Source organism: Bradyrhizobium sp. RDI18 (genome assembly GCF_043203335.1).
Lineage (GTDB): Bacteria > Pseudomonadota > Alphaproteobacteria > Rhizobiales > Xanthobacteraceae > Bradyrhizobium > Bradyrhizobium retamae.
In genome coordinates, this window is sequence record NZ_JBICRN010000006.1 from 578,832 (window position 1) to 592,255 (window position 13,424).

Annotated in this window: 12 protein-coding genes and 4 pseudogenes; 7 read left to right on the plus strand and 9 right to left on the minus strand. The window is 59.1% G+C overall.

Going from position 1 to position 13,424, the window contains the following annotated elements; genetic code table 11:
* Positions 1 to 19 precede the first annotated feature (19 nt).
* Positions 20 to 477: pseudogene (locus ACFXS9_RS03735) on the plus strand (DoxX family protein).
* Between the two features lie 293 nt (positions 478 to 770).
* Here ACFXS9_RS03735 and sufB read toward each other — a convergent pair.
* The 3 genes and pseudogenes from sufB to ACFXS9_RS03750 all read right to left on the minus strand — a co-directional run.
* Positions 771 to 2,008, minus strand: a pseudogene (gene sufB, locus ACFXS9_RS03740) (Fe-S cluster assembly protein SufB); the annotation flags it as partial.
* Between the two features lie 199 nt (positions 2,009 to 2,207).
* Positions 2,208 to 2,402 (minus strand): 4Fe-4S dicluster domain-containing protein, encoded by a 195-nt coding sequence (locus ACFXS9_RS03745; RefSeq protein ID WP_057846613.1) that lies wholly within the window; start codon positions 2,400 to 2,402, stop codon positions 2,208 to 2,210.
* A gap of 408 nt (positions 2,403 to 2,810) precedes the next feature.
* On the minus strand, positions 2,811 to 2,921 hold the full coding sequence (locus ACFXS9_RS03750; RefSeq protein WP_392685279.1) for a sigma 54-interacting transcriptional regulator: 111 nt from the start codon (positions 2,919 to 2,921) through the stop codon (positions 2,811 to 2,813).
* Positions 2,922 to 3,029: 108 nt separating this feature from the next.
* Here ACFXS9_RS03750 and ACFXS9_RS03755 point away from each other — a divergent pair, with 108 nt between their 5' ends.
* Entirely contained in the window at positions 3,030 to 3,185 is a 156-nt protein-coding gene (locus ACFXS9_RS03755) for a hypothetical protein (protein ID WP_392685282.1), read from the plus strand.
* Positions 3,186 to 3,288: 103 nt separating this feature from the next.
* On the opposite strand, the gene ACFXS9_RS03760 is transcribed toward ACFXS9_RS03755, so the two are convergent.
* Positions 3,289 to 3,447, minus strand: coding sequence for a hypothetical protein (locus tag ACFXS9_RS03760; RefSeq protein ID WP_392685285.1), 159 nt, complete (start codon positions 3,445 to 3,447; stop codon positions 3,289 to 3,291).
* Between the two features lie 174 nt (positions 3,448 to 3,621).
* Between ACFXS9_RS03760 and ACFXS9_RS03765 the strand changes: the two genes are divergently transcribed.
* Positions 3,622 to 3,849, plus strand: a complete 228-nt coding sequence (locus tag ACFXS9_RS03765) for a hypothetical protein (protein ID WP_392685288.1) — start codon at positions 3,622 to 3,624, stop codon at positions 3,847 to 3,849.
* A 141-nt stretch (positions 3,850 to 3,990) separates the two neighbouring features.
* Here ACFXS9_RS03765 and ACFXS9_RS03770 read toward each other — a convergent pair whose 3' ends face one another.
* Positions 3,991 to 5,082 (minus strand): IS5 family transposase, encoded by a 1,092-nt coding sequence (locus ACFXS9_RS03770; RefSeq protein ID WP_214494610.1) that lies wholly within the window; start codon positions 5,080 to 5,082, stop codon positions 3,991 to 3,993.
* Positions 5,083 to 5,175: 93 nt separating this feature from the next.
* On the opposite strand from ACFXS9_RS03770, the pseudogene ACFXS9_RS03775 reads away from it, so the two are divergent.
* The 3 genes and pseudogenes from ACFXS9_RS03775 to ACFXS9_RS03785 form a co-directional block, all read left to right on the plus strand.
* A pseudogene (locus tag ACFXS9_RS03775) lies at positions 5,176 to 5,434 on the plus strand (xanthine dehydrogenase); the annotation flags it as partial.
* Positions 5,435 to 6,111: 677 nt separating this feature from the next.
* Positions 6,112 to 6,351, plus strand: coding sequence for a hypothetical protein (locus tag ACFXS9_RS03780; protein WP_392685291.1), 240 nt, complete (start codon positions 6,112 to 6,114; stop codon positions 6,349 to 6,351).
* 172 nt (positions 6,352 to 6,523) lie between these two features.
* Positions 6,524 to 6,676, plus strand: coding sequence for a hypothetical protein (locus ACFXS9_RS03785; RefSeq protein WP_392685294.1), 153 nt, complete (start codon positions 6,524 to 6,526; stop codon positions 6,674 to 6,676).
* A gap of 901 nt (positions 6,677 to 7,577) precedes the next feature.
* Here the strand turns inward: ACFXS9_RS03785 and ACFXS9_RS03790 are convergent.
* Positions 7,578 to 7,961, minus strand: coding sequence for a hypothetical protein (locus tag ACFXS9_RS03790; protein ID WP_392685297.1), 384 nt, complete (start codon positions 7,959 to 7,961; stop codon positions 7,578 to 7,580).
* Positions 7,962 to 8,779: 818 nt separating this feature from the next.
* On the minus strand, positions 8,780 to 9,511 hold the full coding sequence (locus tag ACFXS9_RS03795) for a hypothetical protein (protein WP_392685300.1): 732 nt from the start codon (positions 9,509 to 9,511) through the stop codon (positions 8,780 to 8,782).
* A 693-nt stretch (positions 9,512 to 10,204) separates the two neighbouring features.
* On the opposite strand from ACFXS9_RS03795, the gene ACFXS9_RS03800 reads away from it, so the two are divergent.
* Positions 10,205 to 11,284, plus strand: a complete 1,080-nt coding sequence (locus tag ACFXS9_RS03800; RefSeq protein WP_392685303.1) for a hypothetical protein — start codon at positions 10,205 to 10,207, stop codon at positions 11,282 to 11,284.
* Between the two features lie 31 nt (positions 11,285 to 11,315).
* On the opposite strand, the gene ACFXS9_RS03805 is transcribed toward ACFXS9_RS03800, so the two are convergent.
* Complete coding sequence (locus ACFXS9_RS03805) at positions 11,316 to 11,861, minus strand: hypothetical protein (RefSeq protein WP_392685306.1); 546 nt, start codon at positions 11,859 to 11,861, stop codon at positions 11,316 to 11,318.
* Positions 11,862 to 11,869: 8 nt separating this feature from the next.
* A pseudogene (locus tag ACFXS9_RS03810) lies at positions 11,870 to 13,280 on the minus strand (glycoside hydrolase family 127 protein).
* Between the last annotated feature and the right edge of the window lie 144 nt (positions 13,281 to 13,424).

Below are 13,424 nucleotides of genomic sequence, written 5' to 3' on the forward strand. Positions count from 1 at the left end.
GCATCCTCACTGCAGTGAGATCCACCAGCCAGCGTTCGTTACCTTCGGGCGAGTTCTGTTCGCGGTTCTGTTCATCTACACGGGGGCGACAAAGCTGTTCGGCATACAGCAGACCGCCGATCTCATCGCGACCAAATTTTCAACTCCCGAGGCGTTCGCGCCCTACACCGCGCCGCTTGAGAGCGCGACCGGAATGCCGACGCCGCAACCTCTGGCGGTTGTGGTCGGCGCGCTCGAACTCATCACGGGGCTGATGATCGCGTTGAACTTTGGTGCGCGCTTCTTTGTGTTTGTTTTGGTCTTCTATCTCGGATCTCGACTTGCTATTTCTACGACTTCTGGAATCAGCCGGCACCTGGCAACGCCCAGGTCCTGATCGATGCCTTGAAGAACCTCGCGATCATCCGCGCGCTGTTCATGATCGCAGGCTATGGCCGCGGGCCGAAGAATGTCGAGGCGGCCTGCGGGGACGTGTAGGCCCGCCGGCTCTCGGTTTTGCCCGACAGGCAGATGGCGACTGAGGATCGGCAGGCCACCGTGCCCGATTGGGGCGCTCCCGTGCTCAGATGAAAGAGGGCGCCCCCTGCTGCACAGCGTTGCAGCATCTGTCCCAGATCTATGTCCCTCTCGCGCCATTGTTGCCGTGAGACCACACATGCGGGTGCGCTCGAGGTGGACGGCTCGATCAGCGCATCAAGCAGCCTCACGGTGAACGGCGGCCCGCCTTCGGAAACGGTTCGGTCGGCGGCACACAGGTCAATTCAGGCGGCAAGGAGCGAGTCGCAGGCGGTAAAGTTGCGTGCGCCCGTCGCCTTGCGGTGAGCAGTTACCAGGCCGCGATAGGTGTTTTGCGACACGCCAGCCGCAATGCCCCTTGGAGATGATCCGGCTCGACGTGTTCTTGCCGAGATGGACCATCTTGGTGCCAGAATCGACCTGCTGGTGACCGTTCGAGATCGCGATCGAGTAGAACTCGCCGCGCGAATTGTCGCCGCGCAGGATGCAGCTCGGATACTTCCAGGTGATCGCCGAGCCGGTCTCGACCTGGGTCCAGGAGATCTTCGAATGGTTGCCGCGGCAGTCGCCGCGCTTGGTGACGAAATTGTAGATGCCGCCAACACCTTCCGAATTGCCGGGGATACCAGTTCTGCACCGTCGAATATTTGATCTCGGCATCGTCGAGCGCGACGAGTTCGACCACGGCGGCATGCAACTGGTTCTCATCGCGCTGCGGTGCGGTGCAGCCTTCGAGATAGCTGACGTAGGAGCCCTTGTCGGCGATGATCAGTGTGCGCTCGAACTGGCCGGTATTGCGCTCGTTAGTGCGGAAATAGGTCGACAGCTCCATCGGGCAGCGCACGCCCGGCGGCACGTAGACGAACAAGCCGTCGGAGAACACCGCCGAATTTAGTGTCGCGAAGTAGTTGTCCGAGGTCGGCACGACCGATCCGAGATACTGCTTCACCAGATCGGGGTGCTCGCGAATCGCCTCCGAGATCGGCATGAAGATCACGCCGGCGGCCTTCAGCTCCTTCTGGAACGTGGTCGCGACCGAAACCGAGTCGAACACCGCGTCGACCGCGATCTTGCGATTGGCCGACGGCTTGCCGCCGGGCGGGGGCTCGACACCTTCGAGAATGGCGACTTCACGCAAGGGAATGCCGAGCTTCTCGTAGGGCTCGAGGATTTCAGGATCGATTTCGTCGATCGAGGACAGCGTCTTCTTCGGCTTCGGCGCCGCGTAGTAGTGAATGTCCTGGTAATCGATCTTGGGGTAGTTGACGCGCGCCCAGGTCGGCTCGGTCATGGTCAGCCAGCGGCGATAGGCCTCCAACCGCCATTCCAGCATCCAGGCCGGCTCGTTCTTCTTCGCGGAAATGAAGCGGACGGTGTCTTCCGAACAGACCCTTGGGGCCTTTTCCGATTCAATGACCGTCTCAAAACCATATCGATATTGATCGACGTCGATGCGGCGCACCCGGTCGACCGTCTCCCGTACGGCTACAATTGCCTGCTCCGCAAGGACAACTCCGCCCATTTCCGACGAGGGCTGCGCCGTGCCTGCTTCGATGCATAGGCGATCGCGCAAGCCGCACGCAGTTCGAGGCCGGCGATCAGGCCAATCGGGCGACCGATCAGAGAAGTTACCGCCGCCGAGAGAGTCTCAATCTTGCTGCGCGTCACGGCCCCACTCATCGGCCGCTCTTCTATGCCTGCACGCATGTGTCGGGCACCGGGCAGACAACAGCGCATTGCGGCGCGTCAAAATGATCCTCGCATTGGGTGCACTTCTTCGGATCGATTACATAGATGTCGTTCTTGAGGCCGATTGCTGCGTTGGGGCATTCGAACTCACACGCGCCGCAGACGGTGCACTGGGAGGCGATTATCTTGTAAGCCATAAACTCCGATTCCTTGGGCAGGCGACGCGGGACGGCTTCTTTCTTTCAAGGCTCGTGCCAAACGCCGAGCTTTGATTTATCTCGGCTATTTTCCGTCTCGCGCGTGTCCTGGGCCAGACAGCGTGTCGCGACCACAACACTCGGCTCACAGGCGCCTGATATGAATGCCGTACTTCTTGAGCGCGTAGCTGGTCTGGCATGGGGTTAACCCGAGGAGGCGAATCGCCCTCCGCCCGCGCCCAGCCCGACTTCTCCATGCCCGCGATAACGGTGTCGCGGTCGGTAATTTTCGCCCCGCTCCCCGACGCTGATGCCATGGTAGAGGTCTGCGCGGAACTTGTTTCGCGCCACCGCCTTTGGAGATTGCGGTTGATGGCATCAGTGACAGTACGGCGACCTTGATAGTCTCTAGTCGCCGACGCGCTGGAACCGCTGCTCCTGCAGGAGACAAAGCAGCTTCTGGAGGAGTGGCGAGATCTCACCGATCTCGTCGAGAAACGGCGTTGCCATGTCAGCCATTCGATATTCCTTGAGCGAGTTCAGCGCTCCGATGAAGACCTCTTCTCTTGGGCGGACAATTCCGATCCAGCACCGTCTCAGGCAGCGGGGGCGACAGCTCGTGCACGCGTGGCGACCAGTTCCTTGCCGGTCGCGGAACGCCCCGCAACAGTACGATCGTGTGGACTTGGCAACGACCGCGATCTTCTCGATCTGGCCGCAGTGACGGTGCTGATGACGCTTGAAATGGACCTTCTTGCCGTCGCGGGTGGGCTTCAGCTCTGACAGCCTCTTCTGTAGCCCCGAGCGCGGCGCCAACAATTGCCCGCAGTCGCGCGCGAGCAGGCAATGCAGCTTCACGGTTGGCCGACCAGATTGGCTATGATGGCTAGAGGGCGGCCGTCGGAATCGATCGATCGTCCAGCACCCGATCTGCCCGCAACCGTTGCACCATTGCGAAGTGAACGATGCGCGCATCTTTGAAAGCGCCGAGTGCATCCATATTGTCGGGGCCAAACACCGGATCTGCGGCGATCGCAAAAAACATTGGCCCTTATCTGCTTATTTCCTGCAAGGTTTTAGGCCAGCGTAAGCGACGCGATAGCCCTCGGACTTTTGCGCAACGTCGCGTTCGCAACAGATTGGCGGATTTGAGACAAGCCGAGGGTTTACTTTCGGACAGAAAGCGCGTGCTGCACGCCCGCCTGTGATCCGGGGCAAGATGGCCTTTCATGACGCGCTGTTTGCCGACACCGCGCAGATGGAAGATGTCGTCGGTGAGCGCGTCCATTATACCATGCAGATGCTTAAAGCGGTTCGCGCCGACTGCAGTAGGCGGGGACAGGTCCTCGTCTCCATGTCGCAGACGAAACCCGACCGGGCAGGATCGGCATCGTCGACGGAGACGGATGGACCGATGCTGCCGACGCCATTGCGAACCGGCTGGTGATCTAGCAGGGTGCTGAAAAAGCTGATTGCGGGAGCGATTTTCTCAATGAGCGCGACGAGGCGACGGTCGATGAGGTCCGAACGGCGTCGGACGCCGGGTTCTGGTTGCCGTTTTTCGTCATTTTCGATGCTCCAGACGGATTCATCCCGTCGCTGCCAGAATTTTGGGGATGCGAACGAGATTGTAGGCGGTTGCGGTCAATACAAAGAACCACTCCACCAAGCCTCGGCCTCGATGACGGGTCTTGCGCAGCCCGCCGACCGTCTTGATCCAGCCGAACGGCTCCTCGATCCGCTTTCGCTTGATGGTGCTGATGCGATAGCCGGGATGGCGGGTGGTGCGCGCATCGATCGCCGAGCGGCGATTGGCATTGTTCTGGGAGACATGCGGGGTGCAGCCGCGCTCGCGACAGCCCGCGACGAAGTCGGCAGTGTCGTAGTTCTTGTCGCCCCCCACAGTGCTGCCAGGGTTGGCATTATCCTCGATCATGTCGAGCGCGGTCGTCCGTTCAGCGGTGCCGTTGGCCTCGGTCAGTCGCGCATCGACGATCAGCCCGTTGCGGTTCTCCGTCATCAGATGACCCATGTGACAGAGCTTAGCTTCCTTGCCAGCGCCCTTGCGGAACAGCCTGGCGTCCGGGTCAGTGGTCGAAGAATGCGTGTCATTCTTACGCTTTTGGCCGTGAAAGTTGCGCTCGGCATTGCGCCCGCCGCCGCCCTTGTCCGCAGGTGGTTTGCCGTCGTCATCCTTCGGTACAAAGCTCTTCATGCTGGCCCAGGCCTCGATCAAGGTCCCGTCGACCGAGAAGTGCTCGCTCGACAGCAGCTTGCTCACCTGCGGCAGGTTGAGAACGCTTGTGAAAAACTTTGCCGCGATATCGCCGTCGAGCAGCCGATCTCGGTTCTTGCAGAATACGGTCGCGTCCCACACCGAATCGTCCGCAGACAATCCGACAAACCAGCGGAACAGCAGATTGTAGTCGAGCTGCTCCATCAACTGCCGCTCCGAGCGCACCGTGTAGAACGCCTGCAGCAACAGCGCTCGCAACAGCCGCTCCGGCGGGATCGACGGCCGTCCTTCGCGGGCATACAGCCGATCAAACGACCGCGACAAATCCTTAAGCGCCGCATCAACGAGCTCCCGGATCGCTCGCAGCGGATGGTCCGTCGGGATCCGTGTCTCCAGCCGCACGTAGCTGAAAAGGTGTTCCGCATGCTTATCTTCGCCGCGCATCCAGGTCCCCAATCCAAAGGAATCAAACGCATGCACAGAATCACACTCCAGCCGACTCACGAAACGTCTTTTTCAGCATCCTGCTAGACGCGGAAACGCTTTGTCTACTCAAACTTCGCCGGCCGTTGGCGGGCGCCAGTCGAAATCGGCACGCGCATCTACAAGGATCTCGTAATCGGCCATCTCCGGCGTGCCGGAGTTGGCCTCGCGGGACGGTGTGCTGCGCGGCATCTCCCGTCACTGCAGCGATGTTCGTTCCGGTGTCAAGCTCTTGGAGATCGATCCGCGCGGCCGGTTGGCGCAATGGACTGGCATCGACAGCCGCGGCCGGGCGGCACAGGCTCCGAATTGACCACAGAGCCTCAACGTCAAAGGAAATGTGGTTGCTAAGAGCCGTTCAAAGGCGGAACGCAGTTCAAGCAGGCGCTTCTCAACGACTTTTCGCTCCGCATCAGGCAGCTCGGTTTGAAGCAATCTACGACAACGCCAAATGTCGTTCCGCACGGATTTGATCTCACTTAAGCTATCATCAATCGAAGTCATCCCGGATGCCTACTTAGTGGAACTACTGACCAATCGTGCCATTCTTCAGCAAGTGGCAGTACATTTGCCTCGCGGCTCGATCGCGACTGATTCGGTGTGCGCGAGGGTTGCATCGATCGATGCCACCTCATCGCAGCGTGTCTGTCGATAGAACGCTGCGGCTCGTCAGCAGCAGTGCAGTCAGGCCTGCTGAAACGAGGCCGCCGCGTGGTCAATCTCCCGCGTGGCGGCGGGCCGTTCTTCTCGTCCAGCTGCTTCAGCGCCGCCAGCATGTCGTCCAGATACAGTCTATGCAGGATAAGCGTTACCTCGCGAAGCCCGGGGAGAATTGACCATACATATCCAAGGGCCATGACGATAGGATTACGCGCTTCTCGTCTGAAAAAAGGAGGCATCGTTCAGCACATCTTCGGGTGAACCGTAGTGCGAGTGCGATACCGGGTGGATTTTGGGCTGGCACTGTGGTGAGCGGCAAGGGAACTGACTGTGGCGCAAACTTCGCGCGTTGAGCGACGCGGAGGCAGCCAGCGCATCGAATTCTTCTCTGGACTGGATGTCGACATGGACGAGACGATCTGGTGGTGGACGAAGGTAAAGCTGTTGGCTGATCGGGACGCCATCGAAAGAGCATTGAAGCCATTCCTTGGCCGGCTACGCGCCGCCCCCGGGGTGCCAGAGCGCTTCGGTCTTCCGCTAAATGAACTGAGCTCCCCAAGAGCGCGATGAGGGCCTGGACGCTCTCGACCAATTAGAAGTTGAGATCTATTCTGGCTTCCGCATCCTGGCCATCGTCGATGACTTCACGCGCGAACGTCTTGCTTATCGTATACGTTCGTCGCCAGTCTTGCGGGTCGCGCGCGAGCTCAACGCTGTGATTGCATTCCACGTTTGTCCAGCGATGATCGTCCCCCGCGGCACCGAGCTCACCAGCATGGCAACGGGCTGGTCGCAGCACCGGCAGATCGAGTGGCACTACATCCCAGCGAGCCGCAGTGATTCCTTCGTCGAACGTTACATGACCTCATCATATCTCCTGTATTCGTCGGTGTGACCGTCCCCAACCCGACTGCCACACTCACTCGACGGAAGGGGCCATCGGGTGCCGAGTTCTATGTTTTTTTGGAAACACTGGCTGGGTAGGCCGGAGCCCGCATGAACAGGTTCTATTTTGTGGAGTAGCATCATGACGCCTGCAAAATCCGCGCAAAATAAAGTATGTGCTGAGTTGAGAGGTGTTTTGGAGCATGCTGTCCGGATGGTGCCCGAAGCGAGGCGGACGTCTTCGTTGAAGGCATGCCTTGCCGAGAAGGTCTTAACTCTGGCCGCAGGGGGTGAATCGGATCCAACTATCTTGGCGCGTGTCGCGGTGCGGACAATGCAGGAAACCTGTCGTAGCTGCTACGGATGTGAAGGGTGGTGACCTGCGCGCGATATCTTGCGTATCGCCCGCGCACTTGAACTGCTTCACTGGCGGCCGAAGGCGGATTCGCCCCGGTAATCGGTCCCGCAACAGCGATGGTGTGATTTCCTGGGGTCGTCAGGATCGCTTTGGTCTTGGGTTCGCGGCCGTAAAGTCCAGATCATTTTCCTGCCGGCAGCGATTCCAAAGCTCGTCATCAATAATATGCGAAGGCGAGCGCTGGCGACAGAAGATCGCACTATCAGCGTGGCTTCTGCCGCGTTGATTGATCAGCGACGCAGTCACTCTCGCATTCGCGTCGATTAACCCGCTCTTGCAAATCTCGAAGCCTCTCAGTGCGATTGCCATCCATGTCGAACCAAAATGTCGGCTAGCTCGCGGCTGGCCTTGACGCCGACCAATTGCCCTCCCCTGCCCGCGTCCGGCAGCTGGTAGGTGCCGTTGGAAAGTCCTGCAGGAACGGCGAAACAGAAATCAGGTCGCTGCGTGATATGCCTCTGAACCGCTTACCGGGTGGGACGATTCGGACGACTTACGGCCGGTTTGGCGGCGTCCAGGGCGGGGCAGAGTCGGCATCGTCACGCAACTCGTGCGCTGTGCGCGCATTCAAATCAACCAGTGACTCAAGGCCGCCGTAGATGTCTGGCGACGGAGCCCTGGCAGACGACGACGGTCCGGCGAGGTCCAGCGCGGGCGCAGGGTGAGCATCGTCACGCAAATCGTACGGTGTGGGCGCATTCAGGTGAACCAGTGGCTCAAGACCGCCATAGATGTCTGACAACGGAGCCCCGACAGAAGGGTCCTGATCGCCCTCCATTGCGGGCAAACCCGATTGCTCGCGGCCTTGCAACCCCAGCGCCTGGTCCGCGTCGACCGTTTGTAGGTAGTTCCGAAGGATCGCCAAATCCCCGTCCATTAGTGTTCGATTTCGACCCGATCCCCTGAACACCGTAACGTCTTCCTGAAACACGTCCTGGTGCCGCTGACTGCCGCTGTGCCGTTGAGCCGGCCAACGAGCTCCCCCTATTCTCCTTTTTCAGCCAGTCACTGAGCGCGCGAAGACGGGTAGCCCGCATATGAATAGGCCTCCTCTGCTCACCAGTCGAGGCTCCAACGTCGCGCGCGGCGTGCCACAACGCCTCGTTGATCAGGCGGGCATCTAGGGATAGGGATCTAGGGCGCGAGGGGCTCGACCGAGTAGGTCGTCTAGCGTCGGGAGTTCACCGACGACACGACACTCCGGGGACCACCACCATTGGTGATATAGTCCCGCATATCGGCCACAAGGGAATCGTGGTCAAGCCGGCCCGCTATTGGAGCCCTATTGTTCTAGCGAAGCCAGATGCTTAGATCTTGTACATCAGTTCGCGCGTTCGTGACGCAACGCTCGGGTACGCCTTTGTCGCGGGCTGCTGGCTTGGCTTCGCGAATAAGCGCCACGTCCTCCCCAAAGGCCTGGCTGTAGCCGCGCCTGGGCCTGTCCGAGCCCGAACCGTCTCGCAGTCCGCTCACGCGCTCTTCAAAGCTGGCTTGCAGGCTCGCCGCCCCGATCCGCGGCATCCAAAAGCTGCTCCTGGTCGACACTCTGCGCGGGCCAGTGGGCGGCTGAACCCATTCCCTGCCAAAGCTCCGGCGCATCGAATCTGTCGGCCAGCACCGGGCCGCCCCGATCCGCGGCACTACCCAAAAGCTGTTCCTGACCGAAACTTTGCACGGGCGCATGGGCCGCCGGCCCTAATGGCAACCGCGAACTGCCTCCCTCCTCGCGCGAAGTGCCCTGCCCGCGCTCTCGCGGTACTCACGAAGCCTGTTCAACGCATAGATGAGTTTGTTGTCGCTCGGAAACAACCTCTTAGCGTGCCGACCAGCGAGATCGTGACCGAGCATAGCCTTCGAGGAAGGCCGGAGTGCTGCAGATAACTTGCGAAGATTGCTAGAATAATTTTCGGCGGTTTTCCGGTCGATCGCTCGACCAAAGCCTGCTTCGGCCGCCGCCCTGATGAGGCGGTCATCTTCTTTGGAAGCGCGATAATGTGTTGTAATGGGGCGAGCGGCGGCACCGGGCTCACGATATCGACTAAGCATTGACAACGCGGGGACGATTACCTTGTCTTTCGGAAACAGCCGTTTAGCGCGATCGAGCAACGACTCGTCATCGAGCATAGCAATAGTTTGGCCAGAACGCTTGAGCGCATCAGCCAATTTGAAGATGACGATCATAAATGCCGACGGTGACGGTGCTCGGCGGCGTCCCCCGATCACGGGCTGCATCGGCCGCTGCTTGGATGAGGCGATCGTCTTCCTCAGAGATATCGAAAACTCTTTGTCGGTATTAACGGCATCCATCTGAGGCAGCTCGTCCAAATGCTGCGCAAAATCCACTTGCTGCTGTTGCGGCTGCTGGACCGTGGAGTTGTAGGCAGCAAACTCTCTGTCGAACGGATTGATTTTGTTAAATGGGGCCATGTTCCCGTCCGATTGGAGCCGTTTCGCATATCTGAGCAGCGCGTTCGCTCTCGACCTCCCACGCTACTACCGTTAGCTTTCGAGAAGCTGACGCGGTTTAGAGAAAATAGAATATGAGCCAATGGCCAAAGCGTTCTTTCTGCGGGTGCAGCAGGATCGGTGTCTGCCGAAGAAAGGCTCCTATGAGCATGAGAGAGTTTTGAGTCGGGAAGGTGAAAGCAATTGCAACCTCCGTTTGCCGCTCCGCTAGCAGCCCAGTACGGGGCAGCGGATCGCCCTATGGCCGTGCAGGCCATCATGCTGAAGTCGAAATCAAAATGATGAGCCTTGCCCGGCCGATGCTTGCGCTGCGGCTGAGCTCGATAGGTCTTGCGGGTGCCTGGGCCGCAGGCGCCGCAGCGAGCCACGACGGCGAGCGCGACTGGAAAGGAGAGAGCCCTATCGCCCCCACGGCTCTGACATCCTGTAGTGGTGCTGTTGCAGGCTACGAGTCGTCCGCTTCGTGGCGGAGGGTGGATCCGCGCCGCCGATGCAGGTTCGTGGGGCGCTCTCCTCCGCAGTGATGGCAGCTGAGCGGGAAGCGATCGAAAAAGTTTGGGCGTCAGTGGCATTCCTTCTCTGACTCGTCAGCTTCTCGAAAGCCGCCCCCCTTACAAAAATAGGACCGATGCACCTATGCTCGCGGGGAACACAATGAATATCGATACACCGAACACTGCAGAAGACTCCGTCCAAGCTTACGGTCTCCTGCGGCAGCATCAACGGGCGCCGGAACAGCCGGACGACCTGAGCGGACAAACCAGGTCATCAGCACACCCGTCCGCGGACCAAGCGAACTTTGAGCAGCAGCTAAGTGACCTTCGGCCAATCCACCAAACGTCTGATTCAGCTACCGCTTTGACAGATTCCGAAGTTGGATCGCCCTCGATCATGACGAAAGGCAATCTGGGAGCGTGGGCTATCCAGGAAAGCGAACGGTGCCCGGCCCCATCGTTCATCCGAGGGCGCGCCGAACTTGCCGCATCACTGGCCGGAGCGAGCGTTGAGGCGCTCAGGAACGAGATCAGGCTGGCTGAGCAGCGAACAGCACAGTGGCCAAGAACAACCGGATCTTCCGCGGGCAGTATCGATGGCGACCACATTCTCGAGGACGTGTTGGCATCATCGTATCTGCCGCTACACCGTTTTCAGAACGAGGACATCGATTGCGAGCCGCTCCTAGAGAAGGAGGTGAGTGCCATCGCGCATGTGCGTTCCTTAGCGGATTTGCGTGCTCACGCTAGCCCGCATGTTTCTAAGGCCGCTATCTGCTCGGACGACGAAAGGGAGGACGAAATTGATATGGCGCGCCTCGCTGCATTGCACACCCAAGGCGTTACAGAGAGTGCTTTTGTGTCATTGTGCGAGGACCCCTCACGACTGCTCCTTTCAAAGGACGAGACCGAGCATGGCGCGAAGGCAATTGCAGAGAACGCTAAGAAGTTACACACCTACACGGTACCGAGTGTCACCGCTTGGCCGACCAAAAAAATCAACGGTATTTTAGAGCGCGGCCATGCTCCTGGAGATGACGAGTTGCGAGTTTGGGTGAGGGGAATACCGACCGAGGAGACCGAGGTCTTGTTTCTGGGCGGCAATCTAGCTGACTATCGGACAGCCAGCGTAGATAATCCGAACACGGCTGACGCACTGCAAGATGGTCCGCCCGTCAAGAAAGCAAGGGTCAGCTCCGATGCGCCCGAGATGATACGGCATCATCACGGCCAAACTTGATCGCACTTGACGCGCGACTCAGGCGTTCGCGTCAACGCTCATTAATCCAAATCCGCATTTCGCCTTCGCCGCGGTTAGCCCAGCTGAACCACGGAATGAATGTCAGCGGCTGCGGTTGTAGCTGTCCGGGCAGTTTGTCGTACTGATAAAGCCCCCTTTCTTCGGAATGCGTGTGTTGCAACCGAACCCCATCAGCCTGCAGCAAAATCTTGTCGCTAAAGAGACCAGTGCCTTCGATAAGCGAAAACCGGCTTTCTGCAGGAAGCCAAACGTTGTGTAACTCGGTCCCGTTGTCGGCTTCTTCCAGACAATAAATCAAAGGGCCACGCTGGATAGCCACCTTGCCCGCCAAATTGCGAAGTTGCGGATGACCGTATATGCGGCGTACTTCCATCGGCAGCGATAGTTTGAGCCGATCTCCCTGCCGCCACGTGCGGTGAATGTGCAAATAGCCCTTGCGCGACTCACAATTGACAGGTTCGCCGTTCAGGGTCGTCTCCGGCGCGCTGCACCATTCCGGCAGGCGCAGGGCGAGCGTGTGGGCGATTGGCTGTGCAGATTCCACAGCGATTTCCACCTCGTCCCTCAAGGATAGTTGCCGCTCATGAGCAACCGCAGCGTATGCCCGCCGACCGATACCGCCACGCTGTTGCCAATATAGAGATTGATATAGAGCGCGTCGGAGCATGGCGTATAGATGTAATGACCAATTGATGTGAAAATGCGTGCGATGTTCGGCGGACAGCAGGCGCAGCCAAACCAGCGTTGCCGCACCGGCCTGACATGACTGTAGATGCCATTGGACCGCAGCGTTTTGGGATGAACTTCGAGCGGGTTAACATAGAAATAGTGACGCCCATCAAAAGCGATACTGCCCAGGACTGTATTGTAGAACGCGCGCTCCATCACGTCGGCATAGCGACTGTCCACTTCCATCTCCAGCATACGGCGCGCGAACATCATCAGGCCAATGGACGCGCAACTTTCCGCGTACGCAGTATCGTTCGGCAGATCGTAATCACTGCTGAACGCTTCGCCGAGATCTTTGCGAGCCGATACCGCCGGTGATATAGATCTGGCGCTGCACCATGTTTTGCCATAGCCGCAGGCAAGCCTGGCGTTGCTGCTCGTTCTGACGCAGACGCGCGAGATGAGCGACCGCAGTCATGAGGTATACAAACCGAACCGCATGACCGGTTGCGGTCCGCTGTTCCGAAATTGGCAGGTGCGCCTGGCTATAGGCTTTATTTTTCACCGTCCAGGGCACGCCAGATGATTTGACGTGGCAGGATTGCCGGCGTTTCTCGTGTTCTATGTCATAGAAGTGCGGCTCTGTGCCGCGTTGCTCCACGAAATAATTGGCTAGCGTCAGATATCGCTGCTCCTGCGTCACTTCGTAGAGGCGCGTCAATGCAAGTTCAATTTCTGGATGGCCATCATAGCCGTGTAACTGATCGCGCTCCGGGCCGAAAACTGTGCCGAGGTGGTCCGCAAGCTTGCAAACGACCTCCAGCAGGCGTCGTTTGCCAGTAGCCAGAAAGAAAGCGATACCCGCTTCAATCAAGTGGCCGGCACAGTAAAGCTCATGGCATTCGGCTAGGTTGCTCCAGCGGTCCTGAGGCGCCTTTAGCATGAAATAGGTGTTGAGATAGCCGTCGCCGCATTGGGCGGCCGCAATCACTTCAATCAGCTCATCGGCGGCTTTCTCCAGGTCCGGATTGGGTGTCTGGCACAGCGACCAAGCAACCGCCTCTAGCCATTTTGCGACATCACTGTCCTGAAAAACCGTGCCGTAGAACTCCCCCTTCGCACGTCCGGCGGCAATACGGAAGTTTTCTACCGCGTGGCTCCGGGTCGCTGCGGGATTGCGGTCGTTCAGCGCGTCCCATTGATAGGGAATCGCCACTTCCGTCACCAAGTGCTGGCATTTCCCAATCAGCGGATCCGAGACCTGTAGGTCGTGAAGATTGACTTCGGCCACATCCCGCTGATTCATCTCGTTTCTCCTTCGTGTGGGGCGAACGGGCGCCTAGCTCAGGCAAGCCAGCTCGCCATGATCGTTGTTGACGTGGCGGCCTCGAAATTGGCGGCTGCGCATCGTATTCTCCACGCGAACGTTGAAGCGTTAGAAATGGAAAGG

Bases quoted from the DNA above. Each gene is read 5' to 3' on its own strand.
- ACFXS9_RS03745 (WP_057846613.1), bottom strand. From the start codon at position 2,402: ATGGCTTACAAGATAATCGCCTCCCAGTGCACCGTCTGCGGCGCGTGT.
- ACFXS9_RS03750 (WP_392685279.1), bottom strand. From the start codon at position 2,921: ATGGCTGACATGGCAACGCCGTTTCTCGACGAGATCGGTGAGATCTCG.
- ACFXS9_RS03760 (WP_392685285.1), bottom strand. From the start codon at position 3,447: ATGTTTTTTGCGATCGCCGCAGATCCGGTGTTTGGCCCCGACAATATG.
- ACFXS9_RS03765 (WP_392685288.1), top strand. From the start codon at position 3,622: ATGGCCTTTCATGACGCGCTGTTTGCCGACACCGCGCAGATGGAAGAT.
- ACFXS9_RS03770 (WP_214494610.1), bottom strand. From the start codon at position 5,082: ATGCGCGGCGAAGATAAGCATGCGGAACACCTTTTCAGCTACGTGCGG.
- ACFXS9_RS03785 (WP_392685294.1), top strand. From the start codon at position 6,524: ATGATCGTCCCCCGCGGCACCGAGCTCACCAGCATGGCAACGGGCTGG.
- ACFXS9_RS03790 (WP_392685297.1), bottom strand. From the start codon at position 7,961: ATGGACGGGGATTTGGCGATCCTTCGGAACTACCTACAAACGGTCGAC.
- ACFXS9_RS03795 (WP_392685300.1), bottom strand. From the start codon at position 9,511: ATGGCCCCATTTAACAAAATCAATCCGTTCGACAGAGAGTTTGCTGCC.
- ACFXS9_RS03800 (WP_392685303.1), top strand. From the start codon at position 10,205: ATGAATATCGATACACCGAACACTGCAGAAGACTCCGTCCAAGCTTAC.